Source organism: Pseudoxanthomonas sp. (assembly GCF_002863005.1).
Taxonomy (GTDB): domain Bacteria; phylum Pseudomonadota; class Gammaproteobacteria; order Xanthomonadales; family Xanthomonadaceae; genus Pseudoxanthomonas_A.
Genome location: NZ_PKDG01000024.1, coordinates 44,166 through 66,049, shown reverse-complemented (window position 1 = coordinate 66,049; position 21,884 = coordinate 44,166). Strand labels below are relative to the sequence as shown.

At 67.3% G+C, this 21,884-nt stretch carries 14 protein-coding genes; 9 read left to right on the top strand and 5 right to left on the bottom strand.

All coding sequences use genetic code 11. The features are described from left to right. Window positions 1–158: 158 nt before the first annotated feature. The 3 genes from gyrA to pbpC all read left to right on the top strand — a co-directional run bounded on the left by gyrA (window position 159) and on the right by pbpC (window position 10,377). Complete coding sequence (gyrA, locus tag CYU89_RS11785; protein ID WP_296281240.1) at window positions 159–2,849, top strand: DNA gyrase subunit A; 2,691 nt, start codon at window positions 159–161, stop codon at window positions 2,847–2,849. A gap of 138 nt (window positions 2,850–2,987) precedes the next feature. Further along, window positions 2,988–7,883 carry an alpha-2-macroglobulin gene (locus tag CYU89_RS11780; RefSeq protein ID WP_296281280.1) on the top strand — a complete coding sequence of 1,632 codons (4,896 nt, stop codon included), beginning with the start codon at window positions 2,988–2,990 and terminating at the stop codon, window positions 7,881–7,883. A 142-nt stretch (window positions 7,884–8,025) separates the two neighbouring features. After that, entirely contained in the window at window positions 8,026–10,377 is a 2,352-nt protein-coding gene (gene pbpC, locus CYU89_RS11775) for a penicillin-binding protein 1C (protein ID WP_296281239.1), read from the top strand. A gap of 2 nt (window positions 10,378–10,379) precedes the next feature. On the opposite strand, the gene CYU89_RS11770 is transcribed toward pbpC, so the two are convergent. Together CYU89_RS11770 and CYU89_RS11765 are read right to left on the bottom strand one after the other, a co-directional pair. Then, entirely contained in the window at window positions 10,380–11,054 is a 675-nt protein-coding gene (locus CYU89_RS11770) for a hypothetical protein (RefSeq protein WP_296281238.1), read from the bottom strand. Between the two features lie 78 nt (window positions 11,055–11,132). Then, a complete protein-coding gene (locus tag CYU89_RS11765; RefSeq protein ID WP_296281236.1) occupies window positions 11,133–11,612 on the bottom strand; it encodes a peroxiredoxin in 480 nt (159 codons plus the stop codon). Between the two features lie 146 nt (window positions 11,613–11,758). On the opposite strand from CYU89_RS11765, the gene CYU89_RS11760 reads away from it, so the two are divergent. Together CYU89_RS11760 and CYU89_RS11755 are read left to right on the top strand one after the other, a co-directional pair. After that, on the top strand, window positions 11,759–12,202 hold the full coding sequence (locus tag CYU89_RS11760; RefSeq protein WP_296281235.1) for an Hsp20/alpha crystallin family protein: 444 nt from the start codon (window positions 11,759–11,761) through the stop codon (window positions 12,200–12,202). Window positions 12,203–12,332: 130 nt separating this feature from the next. Next, on the top strand, window positions 12,333–13,220 hold the full coding sequence (locus CYU89_RS11755) for a DnaJ C-terminal domain-containing protein (RefSeq protein WP_296281233.1): 888 nt from the start codon (window positions 12,333–12,335) through the stop codon (window positions 13,218–13,220). Between the two features lie 334 nt (window positions 13,221–13,554). Here the strand turns inward: CYU89_RS11755 and CYU89_RS11750 are convergent, their stop codons facing one another. Next, entirely contained in the window at window positions 13,555–15,741 is a 2,187-nt protein-coding gene (locus CYU89_RS11750) for a M3 family metallopeptidase (RefSeq protein ID WP_296281231.1), read from the bottom strand. Window positions 15,742–15,884: 143 nt separating this feature from the next. Between CYU89_RS11750 and CYU89_RS11745 the strand changes: the two genes are divergently transcribed. From CYU89_RS11745 to CYU89_RS11735, 3 genes are all read left to right on the top strand, one after another. Continuing rightward, window positions 15,885–17,918, top strand: a complete 2,034-nt coding sequence (locus CYU89_RS11745) for an amidohydrolase family protein (RefSeq protein ID WP_296281229.1) — start codon at window positions 15,885–15,887, stop codon at window positions 17,916–17,918. A 307-nt stretch (window positions 17,919–18,225) separates the two neighbouring features. Beyond that, complete coding sequence (locus CYU89_RS11740; RefSeq protein WP_296281227.1) at window positions 18,226–18,708, top strand: glutathione peroxidase; 483 nt, start codon at window positions 18,226–18,228, stop codon at window positions 18,706–18,708. A gap of 10 nt (window positions 18,709–18,718) precedes the next feature. After that, window positions 18,719–19,114, top strand: coding sequence for a hypothetical protein (locus CYU89_RS11735; RefSeq protein WP_296281226.1), 396 nt, complete (start codon window positions 18,719–18,721; stop codon window positions 19,112–19,114). Here CYU89_RS11735 and CYU89_RS11730 read toward each other — a convergent pair. Continuing rightward, complete coding sequence (locus CYU89_RS11730) at window positions 19,099–19,869, bottom strand: alpha/beta hydrolase (protein WP_296281225.1); 771 nt, start codon at window positions 19,867–19,869, stop codon at window positions 19,099–19,101. The two genes, CYU89_RS11735 and CYU89_RS11730, sit on opposite strands and share 16 nt — an antisense overlap. 142 nt (window positions 19,870–20,011) lie before the next feature. Here CYU89_RS11730 and CYU89_RS11725 point away from each other — a divergent pair, with 142 nt between their 5' ends. Next, complete coding sequence (locus tag CYU89_RS11725) at window positions 20,012–21,079, top strand: hypothetical protein (RefSeq protein WP_296281224.1); 1,068 nt, start codon at window positions 20,012–20,014, stop codon at window positions 21,077–21,079. A gap of 18 nt (window positions 21,080–21,097) precedes the next feature. Here CYU89_RS11725 and CYU89_RS11720 read toward each other — a convergent pair whose 3' ends face one another. Further along, window positions 21,098–21,877, bottom strand: a complete 780-nt coding sequence (locus CYU89_RS11720; protein ID WP_296281221.1) for a ferredoxin--NADP reductase — start codon at window positions 21,875–21,877, stop codon at window positions 21,098–21,100. Window positions 21,878–21,884 lie beyond the last annotated feature (7 nt).

Genomic DNA, 21,884 nt, shown 5'->3' with positions numbered 1-21,884 from the left:
GACTGAAACCGTCGGTCTGGCGCGCCTGCTGTGGTACACTCCACCGGTTGCAGAACCCGCCGGAATCCCCGCCTGTCGCTGCCTCGCCGACCTTCGTCGGCTAGGCGTGTTTTGGCCCGGATTCGGGCCCGAGACAACCAGAGAAACACGGAACCCGAATGGCCGAGACCGCCAAGGAAATCATCCCCGTCAACCTCGAAGACGAGATGCGTCGCAGCTATCTCGATTACGCGATGAGCGTGATCGTGGGGCGCGCGCTTCCGGATGTCCGCGACGGACTGAAGCCCGTCCACCGGCGCGTCCTGTTCGCAATGAACGAACTGGGCAACCACGCCAACAAGCCGCACGTGAAGTCCGCCCGCATCGTCGGTGACGTGATCGGTAAGTACCACCCGCACGGCGACCAGTCCGTCTACGACACGCTGGTGCGCATGGCGCAGCCGTTCTCGCTGCGCTACATGCTGGTCGATGGCCAGGGCAACTTCGGTTCGGTCGATGGCGACTCCGCCGCCGCCATGCGTTACACGGAAGCCCGCATGGCGAAGCTCACCCATGAGCTGCTGGCGGACATCGACAAGGAAACCGTTGATTTCCAGCCCAACTACGACGAGAAGGAACAGGAACCGACCGTCCTGCCGACGCGCTTCCCGAACCTGCTGGTCAACGGTTCGGCCGGCATCGCGGTGGGCATGGCCACCAACATCCCGCCGCACAACCTGTCGGAAGTGGTCAACGGCCTGATCGCGCTGATCGACAATCCTGAGCTGGATGTCGACGGCCTGATGCAGTACATCCCCGGCCCGGATTTCCCCACCGGCGGCATCATCAACGGCACCGCCGGCATCATCGCCGGCTACCGCACCGGCCGCGGCCGCGTGCGCATGCGCGCCAAGGCCGACATCGAGGTCAACGAAGACAACGGCCGCGAGTCGATCATCGTCACCGAGATCCCGTACCAGGTGAACAAGGCGCGGCTGATTGAGAAGATCGCCGAGCTGGTGAAGGAAAAGAAGCTCGAAGGCATCAGCGAGCTGCGCGACGAGTCCGACAAGGACGGCATGCGCATCTACATCGAGGTCAAGCGCGGCGAATCGGCCGAGGTCGTCCTCAACAACCTGTACCTGCAGACGCCGATGGAATCGGTGTTCGGCATCAACATGGTCGCGCTGGTCGACGGCCGTCCGCAGCTGCTCAACCTGAAGCAGATGCTGGAAGCCTTCGTCCGCCACCGTCGCGAAGTGGTGACCCGCCGGACCATCTTCGAACTGCGCAAGGCGCGCAACCGCGCCCACATCCTGGAAGGCCTGACGGTCGCGCTTGCGAACATCGATGAGATGATCGAGCTGATCAAGACGTCGGCCAACCCGCAGGAAGCGCGCGAGCGCATGCTGGCCAAGACCTGGGAGCCGGGCCTGGTGGGCGCGCTGCTCGCCGCCGCCGGCGCTGAAGCCTCGCGTCCGGAGGACCTGCCCGCCGCGATCGGTTTCGTCGACGGCCGCTACCAGCTGAGCGAGGCCCAGGCCACGCAGATCCTGGAAATGCGCCTGCACCGCCTGACCGGCCTGGAGCAGGAGAAGCTGACCGAGGAATACCGCCAGCTGCTGGAGACCATCGCCGGCCTGATCCGCATCCTCGAGAACCCGGACGTGCTGCTGCAGGTGATCCGCGACGAGTTGCTGAACGTCAAGGCCGAGTTCGGCGACGAGCGTCGCAGCGAGATCCGCCACAGCGAAGAGGATCTCGACATCCTCGACCTGATCGCGCCCGAAGACATGGTGGTCACGCTGTCGCACGCGGGCTACGCCAAGCGCCAGCCGGCCAGCGCCTATCGGGCGCAGAAGCGCGGCGGTCGCGGCCGCAGTGCGGCGGCGACCAAGGAAGAGGATTTCATCGACCAGCTGTGGCTGGTCAACACGCACGACACGCTGCTGACCTTCACCAGCAGCGGCAAGGTGTTCTGGCTGCCGGTCTACCAGCTGCCGGAAGCCGGTTCCAATGCGCGCGGCCGCCCGATCATCAACTGGATCCCGCTGGAACCCGGCGAGAAGGTCCAGGCCGTGGTGCCGGTACGCGACTACGAGGAAGGCAAGTTCGTCTTCTTCGCCACAAGGAATGGCACGGTCAAGAAGACGCCGCTCACCGAGTTCGCATTCAAGCTGGCGCGCGGCAAGATCGCCATCAACCTGGACGAAGGCGATGCGCTGGTGGGCGTGGCGCTGACCGATGGCGAGCGCGACATCATGCTGTTCGCCTCCAACGGGCGCGCGGTCCGCTTCTCCGAAGCGCTGGTGCGCGCCATGGGCCGTACCGCGACCGGCGTGCGCGGCATGCGCCTGGCGGAAGGCGCCGATACGGACGTCGAGGGCGAGCTGGACGAAGGCGAAGCAGCCGATGGCGACGTCGGTACCGTCAGCGCCGAGACCGGCTCCGAAGTGGTCAGCCTGGTCGTCATCGACGGCGATGGCGACATCCTGACCGCCAGCGAACGCGGTTACGGCAAGCGCACCCCGGTGATCGACTATCCGCGCAAGGGGCGTGGCACCCGTGGCGTGATCGCGTTGAAGACGACGGAGCGCAACGGCCGCCTGGTCGGTGCCATCCAGTTGTCCGACCACCACGAGGTCCTGCTGATCTCCGATGGCGGCACTCTGGTACGCACGCGCGCCGCGGAGATTTCGCAGGTGGGCCGCAATACCCAGGGCGTCACCCTGATCCGCCTGTCCGATGGAGAGACGTTGCAGGCGGTGGAGCGCCTCGACGCCTCGCTGGATGAGGACGAGGCGGTCGACGGCGTGGTGGCGGCAGGCACCCCCGTGCCGGAGGCCACCGATGCGCCGCCGGAGGCCTGATCGCCGCGTGAGATGAAAGTGCGCGGGGCTTGACCCCGCCACTGTCATTCCTGCGTTCTATACTGCCGGTACGACCACGGCAGGGAATGGCACATGGGATCGGCAATTCGCAACACCCGTAGCGCGCGCAGCCGCTGGATGCGCGCGTTTTTTATTGGCCTGATCGCAGCGGCGTCGCTCGCCGGCTGCAAGCGCAACGAATCCGGGCAGCTGCCCGAAGCCACTGGCGAGCCGATCAAGGCGCAGGCCGCGAAAGTCGAGGGCTTCGCGCTCGTGGGGGTCTATCCGGACCAGCACGATGGCGACCTCGCCATCGCGCTCGAGTTCAGCCAGCCCCTGGTCAGTTCCCAGGACTTCGACACGCTGCTGGTGGTCAAGGATGCCAATGGCGCGGTGGTGAAGGGCAGCTGGGTGCTCGACGACAAGGGCATGATCCTGCGCTTCCCGTCGGTCGAAGCGGCGAAGGATTACGAGGTCACGCTGAAGGCTGGCATGTCCGCTGCCGACGGCACGCGCCTGGGCAAGGACGACACCCGCAAGGTGCATACCGGCGAACTCGACCCGGCGGTCGGCTTTGCGTCGCAGGGCAGCGTGCTGCCGGCGCGCGAGAGCCGCGGACTGCCCGTAGTGTCGATCAACGTGCCGGAAGTGGACGTGGAATTCCTGCGCGTCACCGAAAAGCAGCTGCCGAAGTTCTTCGCCGAATACCAGCGCGGCGGCCGCCGCGGCAGCTGGGACCTGGACAGCGAGTACGGCGACAGCACGCCGTTGGGCAAGCTGGCCGAACCCGTGTACCTCAACCGCTTCGTACTGGGTGGCAAGCCGAACGAGCGCGTGCTGACCTACCTGCCGATCCAGGATATCCGCGAGCTTCAGGATCCCGGCCTCTATTTCGCGGTGATGAAGCGTACCGGCAAGTTCGCCGGCGAATTCGAGACCGCATTCTTCACCGTCAGCGACATCGGCCTGCACACGCGCGCGTACAAGGACAAACTGTTCGTCCATACCGCCTCGCTGCAGGACGGCTCGGCGACCGGCAGCGTGGAACTGAAAGTGCTGGACCCGCGCGGCGAAGCCATCTTGGCCGGCGAGACCGACGGCAACGGCAATGCGCTGCTGAACTACACGCTTGACGCCGGCCACGTGCTGGTGGCAACGCGCGGCAAGGACGTATCGATGCTGCCGTTCAACCAGCCGGCGCTCGATCTGTCCGAGTTCGCCGTCGCCGGTCGCGAGCAGGCCTGGTTCGACGTGTTCGCGTGGTCGGGACGCGATCTGTACCGTCCCGGCGAGACCGTGCGCATCTCCGCCCTGCTGCGCGACAACGACGGCAAGCCCGTGCCGGCACCCAAGCAGGGGGGCGGACAGCCCGTCTTCCTGCGCCTCAAGCAGCCCGACGGCAAGGTCTTCCGCGAAACGCGCCTGCAACCGGGCGCGCAGGGCTATTTCAGCTTCGAGCAGGCGATCCCGGTGGAAGCGCCGACGGGTCGCTGGCAGGTGGAGTTCCGCACCGATCCGGCCAGCAAGGAGGCGGTGCAGGGCATGACGCTGCGCATCGAGGAGTTCCTGCCCGAGCGCATGAAGCTGGACCTGGACGCGGCGCCGGTGCTGAAGCCGGGCCAGCCGCTGAAGCTCAAGGCGACAGCGGCCTACCTGTATGGCGCGCCGGCCGGCGGCAACCGCTTCACCGCCAAACTGGCCGTGTCCGTGGAGCAGCACCCGCTGGAACAATTGCCGGGCTACTTCTTCGGCGACCCCACGATGGAGCTGCCCAAGGAAGCGAAGGATGTCATCGACACCGCGCTGCCCGACAGCGGCGTGCTGCAGGAAGACATCGCGCTGCCGACGGAAGCCAAGCCGCGCAGCACCATCGCCGCGCTGGTGTCCGGCAGCGTGTACGAGACCGGCGGACGCACGGTGAACCGCACGCTCAAGCGCGTGTTGTGGCCCGCCGACGCACTGGTCGGCATCCGCCCGCTGTTCGACGACAAGGACGGCGCGGACGCGAACGGCAACGCGGGCTTCGAACTGGTGCGCGTGGATGCGGCCGGCAAGCCGCGACCCGGCAGGGGCCTGAAGGCGACGTTGGTGCGCGAGTTGCGCGACTACCACTGGAACTACGACGAAGACGGCGGCTGGGACTACGACTTCACCCGTCGCTTCGAGAACAAGGACACGCGCGCGCTGGACGTTGGCACGGGAGCGTCGAAGATCGATTTCCCGGTGGAGTGGGGCGAGTACCGGCTGGATGTGTTCGACCCGGCGACCGGCCTGACCACGCGTTACCCGTTCCGTGCCGGCTGGAGCTGGGACGACCAGAACCGCGGCCTCGATGCGCGCCCCGACAAGGTCAAGCTGGCGCTGGACAAGACCGGCTACAAGGCCGGCGACACCTTGAAGGTCAGCGTCACGCCGCCGCACGCCGGCAAGGGCCTGCTGATGGTTGAGAGCGACCGCATGCTGTACGTGCAGGCGATCGACGCCAAGCCGGGCAGCACGTTCTCGATTCCCGTGACCAAGGAATGGGAACGCCACGATGTCTACGTCACCGCGCTGGTGTTCCGTGGCGGCTCGGCGCCCAGCAAGATCACGCCGGCGCGTGCGGTCGGCGTGGCGCATGTGCCGATGGATCGCCGCGACCGCCGCGTGGCGGTGGGCCTGTCCGTGCCCAAGCAGATGCGTCCCGAGCAGAACCTGCCGGTCACCGTCAGCGTGCCGGAACTCGCAGGCCAGACCGCCCATGTCACCGTCTCTGCGGTGGACGTGGGCATCCTCAACATCACCCGCTTCCCCGTGCCGGACGCCAACGCGCAGTTCTTCGCGCAGCGCCGGCTGGGGGTGGATGCGTACGACATCTACGGACGCGTGATCGAGAGCTTCGAAGGCGGCAGCGCGAAGATGCGCTTCGGCGGCGACATGGCGCTGTCGGCGTTGCCCCAGGCCAAGCGGCCGACCGCGCGCGTGCAGACAGTGGACCTGTTCTCCGGGCCGGTGAAGCTGGACGGCAAGGGCAATGCACGCGTGGCGCTGAAGGTGCCCGATTTCAACGGCACACTGCGCGTGTCGGCGCTGGTCTATTCGGACACGCGCTACGGCAACCGCGACCGCGAGACGGTGGTGCGCGCGCCGATCGTGGCCGAAGCCAGCCTGCCACGCGTACTGGCACCGGGCGACAGGAGCACGGTGACGTTGGACGTGCAGAACTTCACCGGCAAAGCGGGCGCGTTCAAGGTGCTGGTGAACGGCGAAGGTCCGCTCAACATTGGTGAAGGCAGCAAGAGCGCGGATCTGTCCGTCGACGCCAAACGCACGCTGACGTTCCCGATCACGGCGGGCGAGGGCTATACCACCGCGCAGGTACGCGTGCGCGTCGAAGGCAACGGCTTCAAGGTCGACCGCCGCTACGACGTGCCGGTGCGGGCGGGCTGGCCGGCGGTGCTGCGTTCGCGCACGCAGGTGCTGGACAGCCTCGTGCCGGTGGACATGGGCGCGGGCTTCGCCGACGGGCTGATGCCCGGCTCGGTGACCGCGCGCATGACCGTCTCCGCGCTGCCACCGATTCCGTTCGCCAGTGCGTTGAAGGGCGCGTTGGAGTATCCGTACGGCTGTGCGGAGCAGACCACCAGCAAGGGCTATGCGGCGCTGGAACTGGACGACGCCACCGCCAAGCTGCTGGGCATCGATGGACTGGAGGCGAAGAAGCGCCGCGAGCGCATGGAGGGCGCATTCGGGCGGCTGGCGTCGATGCAGGTAGCGAACGGCCACTTCTCGATGTGGGGCGACGACGACTACGTCAATCCGGGCCTGACGCCGTACATCGCCGAGTTCCTGCTGGATGCGCGCGAGGGTGGATTCGCGGTGCCGGACACGATCCTGCAGAAGGCGCTGACCCGCCTCAACGAAGACCTGCTGGCCGGTGGCGCGCAGTTCTACGGTTACGATCGGCGCGACCACCTCAAGTTCGCCAACCAGGCCTATGCCGGCTACGTGCTCGCACGCGTCAACCGCGCACCGCTGGGCACGCTGCGCGCGCTGTACGACAACGAGCGCGGCAAGACGCTCACCGGCCTGCCGCTGGTGCACCTGGGCATCGCGTTGACGCTGCAGGGCGACAAGGCGCGTGGCGCGAAGGCGATCGCCGAGGGATTCGCCAAGACCGGCGACCGGCCTGAGTACCTGGGCGACTACGGCACGAAGCTGCGCGATGATGCGTTGATGATCGCGCTGGTGCACGAGCGCAAGCTCGCCAAGCCGGAGTACGACCGCCGGGCGATCTCGCTGGGCCGTGAACTGGATGCGCGCCGCAACAGTGGCTGGATGTGGCTGAGCACGCAGGAGCAGGTGGCGCTGGCAAGGTTGGGCAAGGCGCTGATGGTGGACCAGAAGAAGCTGGTCTCCGGCCAGTGGAGCATCGGTGGGGACGCCGAGGTGATCGCGCCGGTACGCCTGTTCGGCCGCAGCGTCGACTACGCGACGCTGGCACGTGGCGTGCGTTTCGCCCCGGAAGGCTCGCCGCCGCTGTACGCCTCGCTGGACGTGGCAGGCATTCCGCGCAATGCGCCGGCACCCGACGATCGCCAGATCGGCATCGAGCGCCGTTATTACACGACGGACGGGCAGGAGTGGAAGGGCGGGTCACTGAAGGAAGGCGAAGCGCTGATCGTGCGCGTGGGCATCACCGCCAACGTCGCCATGCCGGATGCACTGTTCACCGACCTGTTGCCGGCAGGCCTGGAGATCGAAAACTTCAACCTGGGCGACGCCAAGCAATGGGCCGAGGTGGTCGTGGACGGCATCGCGATCAGCGATCGCGGCAGCGCCGCCGACGTCAAGCACGAGGAGTTCCGGGATGACCGCTACGTGGCGGCGCTGAAGCTGGAGCGCCGCGATACCGCCAAGCTCTTCTATCTGGTCCGCGCGGTGACGCCGGGCACGTACACCGTCCCCCCGTCGCTGGTGGAAGACATGTACCGTCCCGACATCCGCGGTGTCGGCAGGGCTTCGCCGGCGACGATCACGGTGGTGCAGCCGTGAGGCATTTCTTCTCCACACATGCGGGGAGAAGGGTCCGCACACCTGTTCGCCGTGGGAGCGATGTAAGTCGCGACAGATGACCGAAGGAGCCTATTCGCGACTGACGTCGCTCCCACGGTCATACACGGCGCTACGAGCCTCCATGCGAAAGCGGCGTTTTCCCAGGCTCTTGAGCTGTCTGCGCTGGGCGACTGTCGCCGGGCTCGTGGGACTGCTGCTTCTCGACCTCGCATTCCCGCCACCGCTCCCGAAGACCCGCGACACCAGCACCCTGGTCGTCGCGCGTGACGGCACACCACTGCGTGCCTTCGCCGACCGCGAGGGTGTCTGGCGCTATCCCGCGACGCCCGAGAAGGTATCGCCGCTCTACCTGCAGGCCCTGCTGAACTACGAAGACCGCTGGTTCTGGCGGCATCCCGGCGTTAACCCGTGGGCGCTGGTGCGCGCCGCCGGGCAGTTCGTCCGCCATGGGCGCGTCGTGTCCGGTGGATCGACGCTGACCATGCAGGTGGCGCGCATGCTGGACCGGCACTCGCACACACCCTGGGGCAAGGCCAAGCAGATGCTGCGCGCCGTGCAGCTGGAAGCCCATCTCTCCAAGCGCGAGATCCTCACGCTCTATCTGGAGCGTGCGCCGTTCGGTGGCACCATCGAGGGCGTGGACGCGGCCAGCTGGGCTTACCTCGGCAAGCCGGCCGCGCGCCTGTCGCATGCCGAAGCCGCGCTGCTCGCCGTGCTCCCCCAGTCGCCGAGCCGCTTGCGCCCGGACCGCCATCCCGACGCCGCGCGCATCGCGCGCGACAAAGTGCTGCAGCGGATGGTCGATCTCGGCGTCTGGTCGAAGGCCGATGTCGACGATGCCCGCATCGAGCCCGTCGTCGCACGCACCCTGCAGGCCCCGTTGAGCGCCGCGTTGCTGGCCGAGCGTCTGCGTCGGCAGCAACCGCGCGCATCGCGCATCGTCTCCACGCTCGACGCCAGCCTGCAACGGACCCTGGAAGAGCGCGTCCACAGCTACTTCTCCACCTTGCCGGCGCGCACGTCGGCCGCCCTGCTGGTGGTCGACAACGCGACGATGCAGGCCCGTGCCTACGTGGGATCGGTCGCCTTCGGCGATCGCGAACGGCTGGGACACGTGGACATGGTGCAGGCCTGGCGCTCTCCAGGTTCCACCCTCAAGCCATTCCTGTACGGGCTGGCGCTGGACGATGGGCTGATCCATTCCGAGAGCCTGCTGGTCGATGCGCCGCAGTCCTTCGGCGGATATCGGCCCGGCAACTTCGACGCCGCCTTCAACGGCCCCGTCAGCGCGGCCGATGCGCTGCGCCTGTCGCTCAACGTGCCGGCGGTGGACCTGCTGGATCGCGTGGGTCCGGCGCGCTTCTCCGCGCGGCTGGCGAACAACGGTCTGGTGCTGCGCTATCCGCGCGGTGCGCAGCCCAACCTGTCGCTGATCCTCGGTGGCACGGGAGCGCGTCTGGAAGACCTGGTGGGCGCGTACGCCGGACTGAACCGGGGTGGGCTGTCCGGCCGCGTGCGTTACACGGACGAGGATCCCGCCTCCGATCGACGCCTGCTGTCGCCCGGGGCGGCATGGATCATCCGCGAAGTGCTGGAGGCGCATCCGCGCCCGGGGTACGGCAGCGGGCTGCTCGATACCGGCAACAGACCGCGCGTGGCGTGGAAGACAGGCACCAGCTACGGCTTCCGCGACGCATGGGCACTGGGGAGCACGCGCCGCTATACCGTCGGCGTGTGGGTGGGCCGACCCGACGGCACCCCGCTACCCGGCCAGTACGGCGCGGTGACGGCCCTGCCATTGATGTTCGAAGTGATCGACAGCCTGCCGCGTTCGCCGGGGGATGCCGGGCCGACGCCGCCCCCAGCCGGCGTGGTCGAACAGGCGATCTGCTGGCCCTTGGGAACGCTGGCGGACGCGGAGTCGACGCTGCTGTGCCACCGCAAGCGCGATGCATGGACACTGGGCGGCAACGTGCCGCCCACCTTCCCCGAGCGCGACGCGCGGCTGTGGAATGCCGGACGCGAACGGTTCGAGGTGGACGCGCGCACCGGCTTGCGGCTGTCCGGCGAGTGCGCCCGCGCGCATGAGGCAAGGCCCGCGGAGATCGCGCGCTGGCCCGCGCTGGCATCGCCGTGGCTGCCGGCCCGCGAGCGCGACGCCGCGCGCTTGCCGAGGCTGTCGCCCGACTGCCAGCCCGACGGCCGCGACGCGGGCGAGGAACTGCGCATCGACGGGCTCAACGACCTCGCCACCCTTGCGCGTGCGCCAGGCAGCCCGCATGGCGTGCGCCTGCAACTGCGCGCGCTCGGTACCGATACCCGTGTGCAGTGGCTGCTCGACGGCCGCTGGATGGCCGAAACGCACGGCGCGCAGGCATTCCAGCAGGACTTCGGCGAACCTGGCCAGCACCAGCTCACCGCGCTGGCCGACAGCGGTGCGTGGGCGAGGGTGCGGTTCAACGTGTTGCAGTGATCTCAGCGGTAATGCGCGATGAATTCACCGAGTGAGGCGGCATTCGGTACCAGCAGATTCATCACGGCGCCTGCAACGAGGAGGGACAGCATCGCCGCTGCGAAGGGCTTTCCGGTATGCCGCAGCGTGGTGGAGAGCCAGTGATCGTCGGTGCCCGGGTGTTTCAGGCGACGGTAGAGGCCAGCCGACAGCACGGCATCCAGTGCAAGCTCGGCCATCAACACCGGTGCAATCCAGATCACCCAGCCTATCGCAAGCAGGGCGCCTCCCAGCACCACCATCACCACGACGACAGGCAGCGCCTCGTCGGCATCAAGGCTGTTGTCGAGGGAGGGAAGTTCTACGGACGTCGGGACGGTATCAATGGAAGCCAGCGAGGGTGGCGAGGCCGGTGCGTCGAACGATGCGCTGGCGCCCCCACCGCCGGAATGGCCACCTCCACCCTGCCACTCGTGCTTCCCGCCGGATGGCGACGGTGATGCGCCGTCGCCGGAGGGAAGGTTGCCGAGGTCCCATTCACGGTGACGACGCCACGACCAGATGAGCGCCAAAAATACGCCGTACGCGACCAGCACGCAGACCGGATAACGCAGCCACAGCGCATCCATGCCGACCGCGGAAAACACGACGGATGCAAGGAACCCGCTGGCAGCCGTCAGCAGCACCAGCAGGCTCATCTGCAGACGCGGCACGCTGACCTGTGCCGCGATCAATCCCCTCAAGGCAGCGTCCGAGGCGCCACGGCGACCCATGCGTCAGCCGATCTGTTCCAGCACATGCTCGGCGCCGGAGACCTTGTATTCGCCCGGTGCCTCGACGAACACGTTCTTCACCACTCCGTCCTCCGCGTACAGCGCGAAACGCTTGGCGCGGATGCCCATGCCGTAGGCGCTGGCATCCATCTCGAGGCCGAGGGCCTTGGCCAGGTCGGCGTTGCCGTCGGCCAGCATCTGCAGCCCGTCCGGCACGTGCTGGGTCTTGCCCCATGCCTGCATGACGAAGGGGTCGTTGACGGATACGCAGAACACCTCGATGCCGCGGCTGCGGAAGTCGTCGAAGTGCTGCACGTAACTGGGCAGGTGCTTCTCCGAACAGGTCGGCGTGAACGCGCCCGGCACGGCGAACAACACAGCCTTGCGGCCTTCGAACAGCGCGGCGGTATCGACAGTCTCGACGCCTTCGCGGATGCGCTTGAGGGTGACTTCGGGGATGCGCTGGCCTACCTGGATGCTCATGGGATTGCCTTGTCTGGACGGAAACTGAATCCAGTGTAGCGTGCCCGCGTGGTCGGATCGTCACGGGCTTGAAAGCAGCGGGCGCGCGCCTATTTTCCCCGACATCGGCGCCGCCGTGATGGCGCCCTTTTCGAGGAGACATCGACATGAGCATCGTGCAGTACAACCCCTGGGGCAACGCCCGCGGCCTGCAGGACGAGATCAAGCAGGTCTTCGACCGCTTCCTGGGCGAAGCCGACGCCGACCAGTCCAACGTCGTGACGAGCCAGTGGGCGCCGCGCGTGGACATCCGCGAGGATGCCGACCGGTTCGTGATCCTGGCCGACATTCCGGGCGTGGATCCGCAGGACATCGAGATCCACATGGACAAGGGCATCCTGACCCTGCGCGGCGAACGCGCGTCCGAGAAGAAGGACGAGGGAAGCCGCTATTCGCGGATGGAGCGCGTGCACGGCACCTTCTACCGCCGGTTTTCGCTGCCGGACAGCGCCAACCCCGACGGCATTACCGCCACCGGCCGGCACGGGGTGCTGCAGATCGACATTCCGAAGAAGCCGGAGACCACGCCGCGCCGCATCCAGGTGCAGTGATCCGCCGGGTCCCTGCCGCACCCCGGCAGGGCCACGGGCGTAGCGATAGAATCGGCCCGTGGCGCCCGCGTCGCGGGCCGTTCTTTTTCCGATGCCGTGCGGTCGCGCGGCATCCGTCTGCGGAGATTCCATGCAGTTCAAGGACTATTACGCGGTACTGGGCGTGGAACCCAGCGCCGGCGACGCGGAGATCAAGACCGCGTACCGCCGGCTCGCCCGCAAGTACCATCCGGACGTCAGCAAGGAGCCTGGCGCCGAGGACCAGTTCAAGGCCGTCAACGAGGCCTACGAGGCGTTGCGCGACCCGCAGAAGCGCGCGGCCTACGACCAGTTGCGGGCGCGCGGCTACCGGCCCGGCGAAGAGTTCCGTCCGCCACCGGACTTCGGGCGTGGTGGGGCGGGATCGCAGGAGTTCGACTACGAGGAGATCTTCGGCGGTGCCGGCGGCGGAAGCGGGGGGTTCAGCGATTTCTTCGAAGGCCTGTTCGGCCGCCGTGCCCGCGCCGAACACGGTGCGCCGCGTGGGCCGCAGCCGTCGCGCGATTCGCGCGCCAAGCTGGCCGTGCCGCTGCAGGCGGTCCATGACGGGGGCAGCGTGCGCGTGAACGTCAACAACAAGCAGTTGGACGTGAAGGTACCCAAGGGCGTCAAGCCGGGCCAGGTGATCCGGCTGGGCGGGCAGGGCAGCCAGGGCGGCAACCTGTTGCTGGAAGTCGAATACGCACCGCATCCGCAGTTCGACGTGGACGGCCGCAACATCATCCACGTGCTGGCGTTGACGCCGTGGCAGGCGGCACTGGGCGCGACCGTCAGCGTGCCGACGCTGGGGGGCGAGGTCGAACTGAAGATTCCGCAGGATTCGGACACGGGCCGCAAACTGCGCCTGCGCGGCCGCGGCCTGCCCGGCACGCCGCCCGGCGACCAGATCGTCGAGCTGGAAGTCACCGCGCCGCGTGCGGAGACGGACGAGCAGCGCAAGGCCTATAGCAAGCTGGCGAAAGCGTTCGGACACGCGTGAGGCAGCGCATGCCCTCGTTGTAGGAGCGGGCCATGCCCGCGATGCTCGTGAACCGGATTCATGATAAGCATCGCGGGCATGGCCCGCTCCTACAAAGTTCGGGGGGGTTGCGACATCTCCCGCCGTCACGCGTGCCGGAGCATGGCGAAAATTTCGCCATCCATCTTGACAGGCCCGTCGCGCAAGGCCGTCGCGCGGTTATCCACAGTTTCGTGCACGCGTCATCCACACCCGCTGTGGAGAACCGCGCGACCGGCGATGGACGTTCCCGGCCCTGAAAGCATCACGCCACCCGAAGGTGGCGTGATGGAACGCGTCGGGATGCGTCGAGTGCTTACTTGACGGGCTTGCCCGCCGGTGCGCTGGACGGCGCGGTCAGGCCGCGCTTCTCCAGCAGCGGCTCGATCTTCGGATCGTGGCCGGCGAAGTCGCGGAACAGCTTCATCGCATCCTGGCTACCGCCCTGCGACAGCAGGGTCTTGCGGAAGTGGTCGCCGTTCTCGCGCTTCAGGCCGCCGTTGTTCTTGAACCATTCCACGCTGTTGGCGTCCAGCACTTCCGACCAGATGTAGGCGTAGTAGCCGGCCGAATAGCCGCCCATGATGTGGCTGAAGTACGGCGTCTTGTAGCGCGGCGGCACCGGCCTGTAGTTGATGCCGTCGGCGGTCAGCGCATCGGCCTCGAACTTCATCACGCCGCTGGCGGCAGGCACCTGGTCGGCGGTGATCTGGTGCCAGCGCTGGTCGAGCATCGCGGCGCCCAGATACTCGGTCGTCGCGAAGCCCTGGTTGAATTTGGACGCTGCGATCACTTTGTCCAGCAGCGCCTGCGGCATCGCTTCGCCGGACTTGTGGTGCTTGGCGTAGTTCGCCAGGATCGACGGCCAGTCGGCCCACATCTCGTTGACCTGCGACGGGTACTCGACGAAATCGCGCGGCACGCTGGTGCCGCTGAAGTACGGGTACTTCACGTCGGAGAACATGCCGTGCAGCGCATGGCCGAACTCGTGGAACGTGGTGGTCACTTCATCCCACGTCATCAGCGTGGGTTCGCCGGCCGGTGGCTTGGGCACGTTCAGGTGGTTGGCGACCACCGGCTGGTCGCCGGTCAGGCCGGACTGCGACACGTACGAGTTCATCCATGCGCCGCCGCGCTTGGAGTCGCGCGCATACGGGTCGAAGATGAAGATCGCCAGCTGCGACCCGTCGGCGTTGAACACGTCGTAGGTCCACGTGTCGGCGTGGTACTTCGGCAGGTCGGTGCGTTCCTTGAACGTCAGGCCGTACAGCTGGGTGGCGGCGAAGAACACGCCGTTCTCCAGCACGTTCTTCATCTCGAAGTACGGCTTGAGCTGCGATTCGTCGAAGTTGTACTTCGCGGCGCGCACCTTCTCGGTGTAGAACGCCCAGTCCCACGGCTCGAGCTTGAACGTCGGTTCGCCCTTGGACTTCTGCTCCTGGTCGATCATCGCCTGCAGGTCGGCGGCTTCGCGCTTGGCGTTGGCCACCGCGGCCGGCGCCAGCTTGCCCAGCATCGCGTTGACGGCTTCGGGCGTGCGTGCGGTCTGGTCTTCCAGGCCGTAAGCGGCGTGGTTCGGGTAGCCCAACAGCTTCGCGCGGTCGGCGCGCAGCTTCATGATGCGCGAGACCAGCGCGGTGGGGTCGAATTCGCCGCCGCGGCTGCCGCGCGCGACCGAAGCTTCGTGCAGGCGCTGGCGCAGGGCCCGATTGGTCAGCTGCGACTCCGGCGGCTGGCCGGTGGTATTGAGCAGGGTCAGCACGTACTTGCCTTCCAGGCCGCGCTTCTTGGCCACGTCGGCTGCGGTGGCGATCTGGCCTTCGGTCAGGCCGTCGAGCTGCTTCACGTCGTCGACCACGACCGCCGACGCGTTCACTTCCTTCAGCACGTTGTCGCTGAAGGTGGTGCCCAGCGAGGCCAGTTCGCCGTTCATCTTCTTGAGCGTCGCCTTGTCGGCGTCGTTGAGATTGGCGCCCGACCGCACGAAGCTGGTGTGGTAACGCTCGATGAGGCGAACGCCTTCCGCATCCAGCCCCAGTTCGTTGCGCTTGTCGAACAGCGCCTTGATGCGCGCGAACAGCTTCGGGTTCAGGCTGATGGCATCGCCGTGGGCGGCGAACCTGGCGGAATAGTCGGCACGCAACTTGTTGCGCGCGTCGTTGGTGTCGGTGCCCACGAGGTTGAAGAACACCGTGGTGGCGCGGTCCAGCACCTGTCCGCTCTTTTCCATCGCGATGATGGTGTTCTCGAAGGTCGGGGCGGCCGGGTTGTTGGCGATGGCATCCATTTCCTTCAACTGCTCGGCCATGCCGGCGTCGAAGGCGGGTGCGAAGTCGCTGTCCTTGATCTTGTCGAACTGCGGGTAGTGCAGCGGCAGCGGGCTTTCCGCGAAGAAGGGGTTGGCGGCTTGGGCGGCCTGGGTGGCCGGCGTGGCGGCCTGGCTGTAGGCGGGCATGGCGAGTCCGAGGGTCGCGGCGAGCGCGAGGGCGAGGCGGGTGGTCATGAAGCGCGACGTCCTTACAAAGGTGGATTCCCAAGGGTAACCCAGCGAAATGGGCCGGACCCATGACGAAAGGCATGGGCCGTCGGGCCGGCGTGCCTTCACGCTGCGGCAGAATGCGCCGAGCGCCCCCGACGGAGAGTCCTGTGAAGCCTGTCCTTGCCTTCTGCTGTGCATTGTTGCTGGCGCCGTCGGCGCTGGCTGCCGAGACGCTGAAGTACGTCGCCCTGGTCGATGGCGGAAAGAAAGCCGGCGAGCAGACGGTCACGGTGGGCGACGATGGCGTGACGCGCGTCGACTTCATCTTCAAGGACAACGGGCGCGGTCCGGAACTGAAGGAGGAATTCCGCCTGCGCGATGACGGCACCTTCGATCGCTACCAGGTCAAGGGCGCGTCCACGTTCGGCGCGCCGGTGGACGAAACGTTCACGCGCACGGGCGACACCGGTACCTGGAAAAGTACGTCGGACAGCGGCACCCATGCCTACACCGGCACCGCGCTGTATACGCCGCTGGGCGGCACGCCTGCGGCGACGTCGGTCGCGCTGGCCGCACTGGCCAAGCGTCCCGACGGGAAGCTGCCGCTGGTGCCCAGCGGTACGCTGACGCAGCGCAAGGTTGCCTCGATGCAGATCGCCAGCGGCGGAAAGACCCGGAAGGTCGACCTGGTGGCGCTGACCGGCATCGGGTTCACGCCGAGTTTCGTGTGGGTGACGCGCGACGCCGTGCCGCGCATGTTCGCCTACATCTATCCCGGGTTCCTGCAGTTGATCGAGGACGGTTGGCAGGGCAGCGCCAACGCACTGGAAGCGCGACAGAAGGTCGCCGAGCGTGAAGCGCTGGTAGCGCTGCAGCAACGCCTGGCGCATCCGTTGCCGGGCACCACGCTGATCCGCAACGCGCGCGTGTTCGACAGCGAGAATGCGGTCCTTGGCGCCGCCGCGGACGTCGTCGTGCGGGATGGCAAGATCCTGTCGGTGTCGCCGGTCGGGCAATCGAGGGTCGCGGCCGACATCGTGATCGACGCCGGCAATCGCGTGCTGCTGCCCGGCCTCTACGACATGCACGTGCATGCGGGCAGCTGGGAAGGCGGACTGCATCTTGCGGCCGGTGTCACCAGCACGCGCGACATGGGCAACGACAACGCGACGCTGCAGCAGCTGATGGCGGAAGAGAAGGCCGGCACGCTGATGCATCCGCGGGTGATTCCCGCGGGTTACATCGAAGGACAGAGTCCGCACTCGTCGCAGGGCGGCTTCGTGGTGAAGGACCTGGCCGGCGCGAAGCAGGCCATCGACTGGTACGCCGACCACCATTATCCGCAGATCAAGATCTACAACTCGTTCCCGAAGGAGATTCTGCGCGACACGACGGCCTACGCCCACCAGCGCGGCTTGCGGGTCAGCGGGCACGTACCGGCGTTCCTCCGCGCGCAGGACGTGGTCGAGCAGGGCTACGACGAGATCCAGCACATCAACCAGGTGATGCTGAACTTCTTCGTCACGCCGGAAACCGACACGCGCACGCTGGCGCGCTTCTACCTGGTCGCCGACAGGACCGATGGCCTGGACTTCGACAGCAAGCCGGTGCAGGACTTCATCGCGGAGCTGGCCAAGAAGCAGATCGTCATCGACCCGACGCTGGCGACGTTCGAGTTCATCCACCAGCGCGAAGGACAGCTGTCGCCGATCGTCGCCGACGTGGCCGACCACCTGCCGCCGGACGTGCAGCGCAGCCGGCGTGCGGCCGAGATGGACATCAAGGACGATGAAACCGGCGCGCGCTACAAGCGCAGCTTCGACAAGCTTGTGGAGTTCACCGGCCGCATGTACCGCGCGGGTGTCCCGCTGGTCGCCGGGACCGACGAACTGCCGGGCTTCACCCTGCAGCGCGAACTGGAACTCTATGTGCAGGCCGGACTGAGCCCGTCGCAGGCCCTGCAGGTAGCGACCTGGAACGGTGCGAAGTACAGCCGCACGCTGGACGATGCCGGCTCCATCACGCCGGGCAAGCGCGCGGACCTGGTGCTGGTGGATGGGGACCCCACCGCCAACATCGCGGACATCCGCAAGCTGGCGCTGGTCATCAAGGATGGCCGGGCGTATTACCCGGCGGAGATCCACGAAGCGCTGGGGATCACGCCGTTCGCGCCAGCCATCAAGGTCCAGCCGGCTCGGTAAGCCGAAATGACGTTGTGGGAGCGACGTCAGTCGCGATCAGACTGCCGCTGCGTTTCGTTCGCGACTGACGTCGCTCCCACAACAGCAGTCAATCACACCAGCATTTCGCAGCGCCGCCAGAGCCACGACAGGATGCACAGGCTGGCATGGCAGGCGGGGTCGGGGTCGTGCATGGCGGTGTCGTGGGTCCGTATCGACACGGTAGCCGAATCGGGACCCCGTTCCCGTGGATCGGCATGCTCCCCGGCGGCTTGCCCGGCGGACGCGCCGGGTGTCTGATAGCGCCTTTCCCGGAGCCAATCACCCCATGACCACCGCCTACGATTTCTCCGCCCAGGACCTCGACGGTCGCGAACGCTCGCTGTCCGAATACCAGGGCAAGGCCCTGCTGATCGTCAACGTGGCCTCCAAGTGCGGCTTCACGCCGCAGTACACCGGCCTGGAAGCCCTGTGGCGCGAGTTCGGTCCGCAGGGTCTGGTCGTGCTGGGATTCCCGTGCGACCAGTTCGGCCACCAGGAGCCGGGCGACGAGGCCGAGATCCGGAATTTCTGCTCGCTGAACTACGATGTGACCTTTCCGATGTTCGCCAAGATCGACGTCAACGGCGACGGTGCGCATCCGCTCTGGAAATGGCTGAAGAAAGAGAAGGGCGGCCTGCTGGGCATCAGCGCCATCAAATGGAATTTCAGCAAGTTCCTGGTCGGGCGCGACGGACGGGTCATCAAGCGCTATGCGCCTACCGATACGCCGGAATCGCTGGCGGGCGACATCCGCGCCGCACTGGGTTGAGCGCGACGGCATGAGCGGTGTGCATGCCCCGTCGTTCCATATCGCGTTCGGTACCACCGACTACGGACTGCGCGCGTGGGTGACCGGTACGAACGGCACGCTGGAAACGACGCTGGCGTACTGGCAGGCCATCGCGGAGGAAGTGCGTCGGCTCACGCCGCCGTCTCTGCTGGTGGTGGACGACATGGAAGGCTTGCCGCCTCCGCCCGCGCAGTTGCTGCAGTTCGTGCAGGCCATGCAGGGGCAGGGGATGGAGGCCGTCCGCATCGCTTACGTGGAGAAGCACGCCGAACAGCTGCCCGAGGTGGAGTTCGCCGGCCTGCTGGCCAACGAGAACGGCTTCGACGCGCGTGTATTCGCGGACGAAGCCGCGGCGATCCGCTGGCTGCGTTACGGCGAACGCTGAGCGTCCAGGCGTGCAGGGCCGGCGTCCGTGAGCATGCGCCGGGCGAGGGGAGACCACACCTTCCACGCATGGCCGCCCTCTGCCACGACCACGTGGTCCGCCGGCAACAGTCCGGCCAGCGGCGGCATGGCGTCGGCCAGCCGGTCCTCCGCGCCATAGCCCAGCCAGACGGAGCGCGTACGTGCCGGATCGGCTTGCCAGCCCTGCAGGTGGCGCCACAGTTCGCGCTGGTAGTTGCCCGCATCCACCTCGGCCGGTACGGGGCCCGCGTCCCACTGCCGCAGGCCCCGCGTGCGGATGTCCTTCACCAGCGAGCGGTCGCCCAGATAGGGCGCCAGCAGCACCAGGCCATCGGCGTCGCCGGGATAGGCGCGGTCGTACATGAGCGTGCCCATGCCTCCCATGGAGGCTCCGATCAGCCAGACCTCGCGATAACCGCGGGCACGGGCGGGCACGATCACTTCATCGTGCAGCCGCTGCGGCGCGCGTCCCTGCATGTAGTAGGCGAAGCCAAGCCCGGTGAGCACGACATCCGCATCGGGCCACGCCGACTGGATGGCCGGCGCGATGCCGCTTTCGCGGAGCGCCTGCACGTCGTCGCCGCGTCCGGGCAGCACCACCACCAGACGCGTGGGTGGTGACGCCGCCGGCACCAGCGCCTGCGGCACGGGCGCCCTGGTATCGATCGCCGGCAGGCAGCCCGCGAGCGCCAGCGCCATCACGATCACGACCCACCGTTTCCCCGTGCCTGCCATGCCGTGCTCCCCGCGTGCGATGCACGGAGACTAGCATCGGCCAGGCGACGCGCGCGTGCACGCGGGGCTGGACGCAGCGCCATGTCCCGACCGCGACGGGCTTGGCGTTCTATGCGTCATGCGGGAAACAAGTTTCCGGGAGATGACGGTGGTCAAGAAGGCGTGGGCGTTCGCGTTGCTGGCGTGGGCCAGCATGTGTGCGGACGCATCGTTCGCGGCGCCGGTGCCGCTGGCCGTGGTGGGCGACTCGGACAGTCACGCTTACCACGACCGCACGCAGTTCACGGGTGAGGACGGCACGCGCGGTGGCGCCTTCCACGACACGACATGGCAATGGACCGAGTGGCTGCATCGCCTGCGCGGCGGCGAAGTCGACCAGGGGCACTGGGGCCGTTCCGGCAGCCGACGGATCGTTGCGATGGTGGAGGAGGCACTGGGCCTGCCGGCGCGGACGCCGGAGAAGGAGGACTTCGCCTACAACTTCGCCGTGTCCGGCGCGGTCTGCAACGACCTGATGAATATACAGCGCCAGGTGCCCCACCTCGTGCAGCAGATGGACGAAGCACCCGCCGCGTGGCGGGGAGGCATCGTCGTCGTCCGCATCGGCGTGAACAGCTTCGGCCAGCGTGAGCACCTCGACCGGCTGGCCGCCTCCGCCGACGATCCTGCCGTGGCAGCGGAGATCGATGGATGCATCGACGATGTACGCGCGGCGGTGTCGTACCTCCATCGCCACCATCCCGATACGCGGGTGGTGCTGGTCGGCATCTTCGACAACGCCAACATCGGCGAGAACGTACGACGCTGGTCGTCAGCACGCGAACAGGCCAACATCACCCGCGCACTGGATCGCTACGACGCCGCGCTGAAGGCCATGGCGGTGCGGGATCCCCGCATCGCCTTCTTCGACGACCGGGCCTGGTTCGCAGCGCTGTGGGGTGGCCGCGACGCGACGGCTCGCCCCGCATACAAGGCCGTCCGCATCGGCGAGGACCTGGTCGTCACCAACACGCAGGGCGATGCGCCCTGCCACGCGATCCTGTCGGACGGGCACGCCGGCACGGTCTGGAACGCCTTGTGGGCGAAAGCGCTCGTGCACGTGGTGAACCGGCGCTTCGGCGCCGGCATCACGCCCATCACGTCCCAGGAGTTGGCTTCACGCCTGGGCGGCGATGTACTGCGCGGCAGCGAGACCTGCAGAGCTCGGTGAGTCGCCACCGGGTCGCGCTTACTTTTCGACGAAAGCGCGCTCGAACACGTACTGCCCCGGCGTGCCGATGCGTGGCGCGGCGGTGAACCCGCGGCCATCGAGCAGGGCTCGGAAATCGGCCAGCATCTGCGGGCTGCCGCAGATCATCGCGCGGTCGTGTTCCGCATCCAGCGGCGCAATGCCCAGGCTGTCCATCATCGCGCCGCTGGCCATCAGGTCGGTCAGGCGCCCCTGGTGAACGAAGTCCTCGCGCGTCACCGCCGGGTAGTACAGCAGCTTCTCGCGGATGGTCTCGCCGAGGAACTCGTGCTGCGGCAGTTCCTTCTCGAAATAGTCGCGATAGGCGAGGTCCTCGGCATGGCGCACGCCATGGGTCAGGATGACCTTGTCGAACCGCTCGTAGGTCTCCGGGTCCTTGATCACCGACAGCCAGGGCGCCAGGCCGGTGCCGGTGCCCAGGAGATAGAGGTTGCGGCCGGGATGCAGGTCGCTGATCAGCAGCGTGCCGGTCGGCTTGCGCCCGATCAGCACGGTGTCGCCGGGCTTGATGTGCTGCAGGCGCGAGGTCAGCGGGCCGTCCTGCACCTTGATGCTGAAGAACTCGAGCTGTTCTTCCCAGTTGGCGCTGGCGATCGAATAGGCGCGCAGCAGCGGCTTGCCGTCGACTTCCAGTCCGATCATGACGAACTGGCCGTTCTCGAAGCGGAAACCGTCGTCGCGGGTGGTGGTGAAGCTGAAGTAGGCGTCCGTCCAGTGACGGACGTCGAGCACCGTCTCGGTGCCGAACGCAGAGGACATGGGGGAA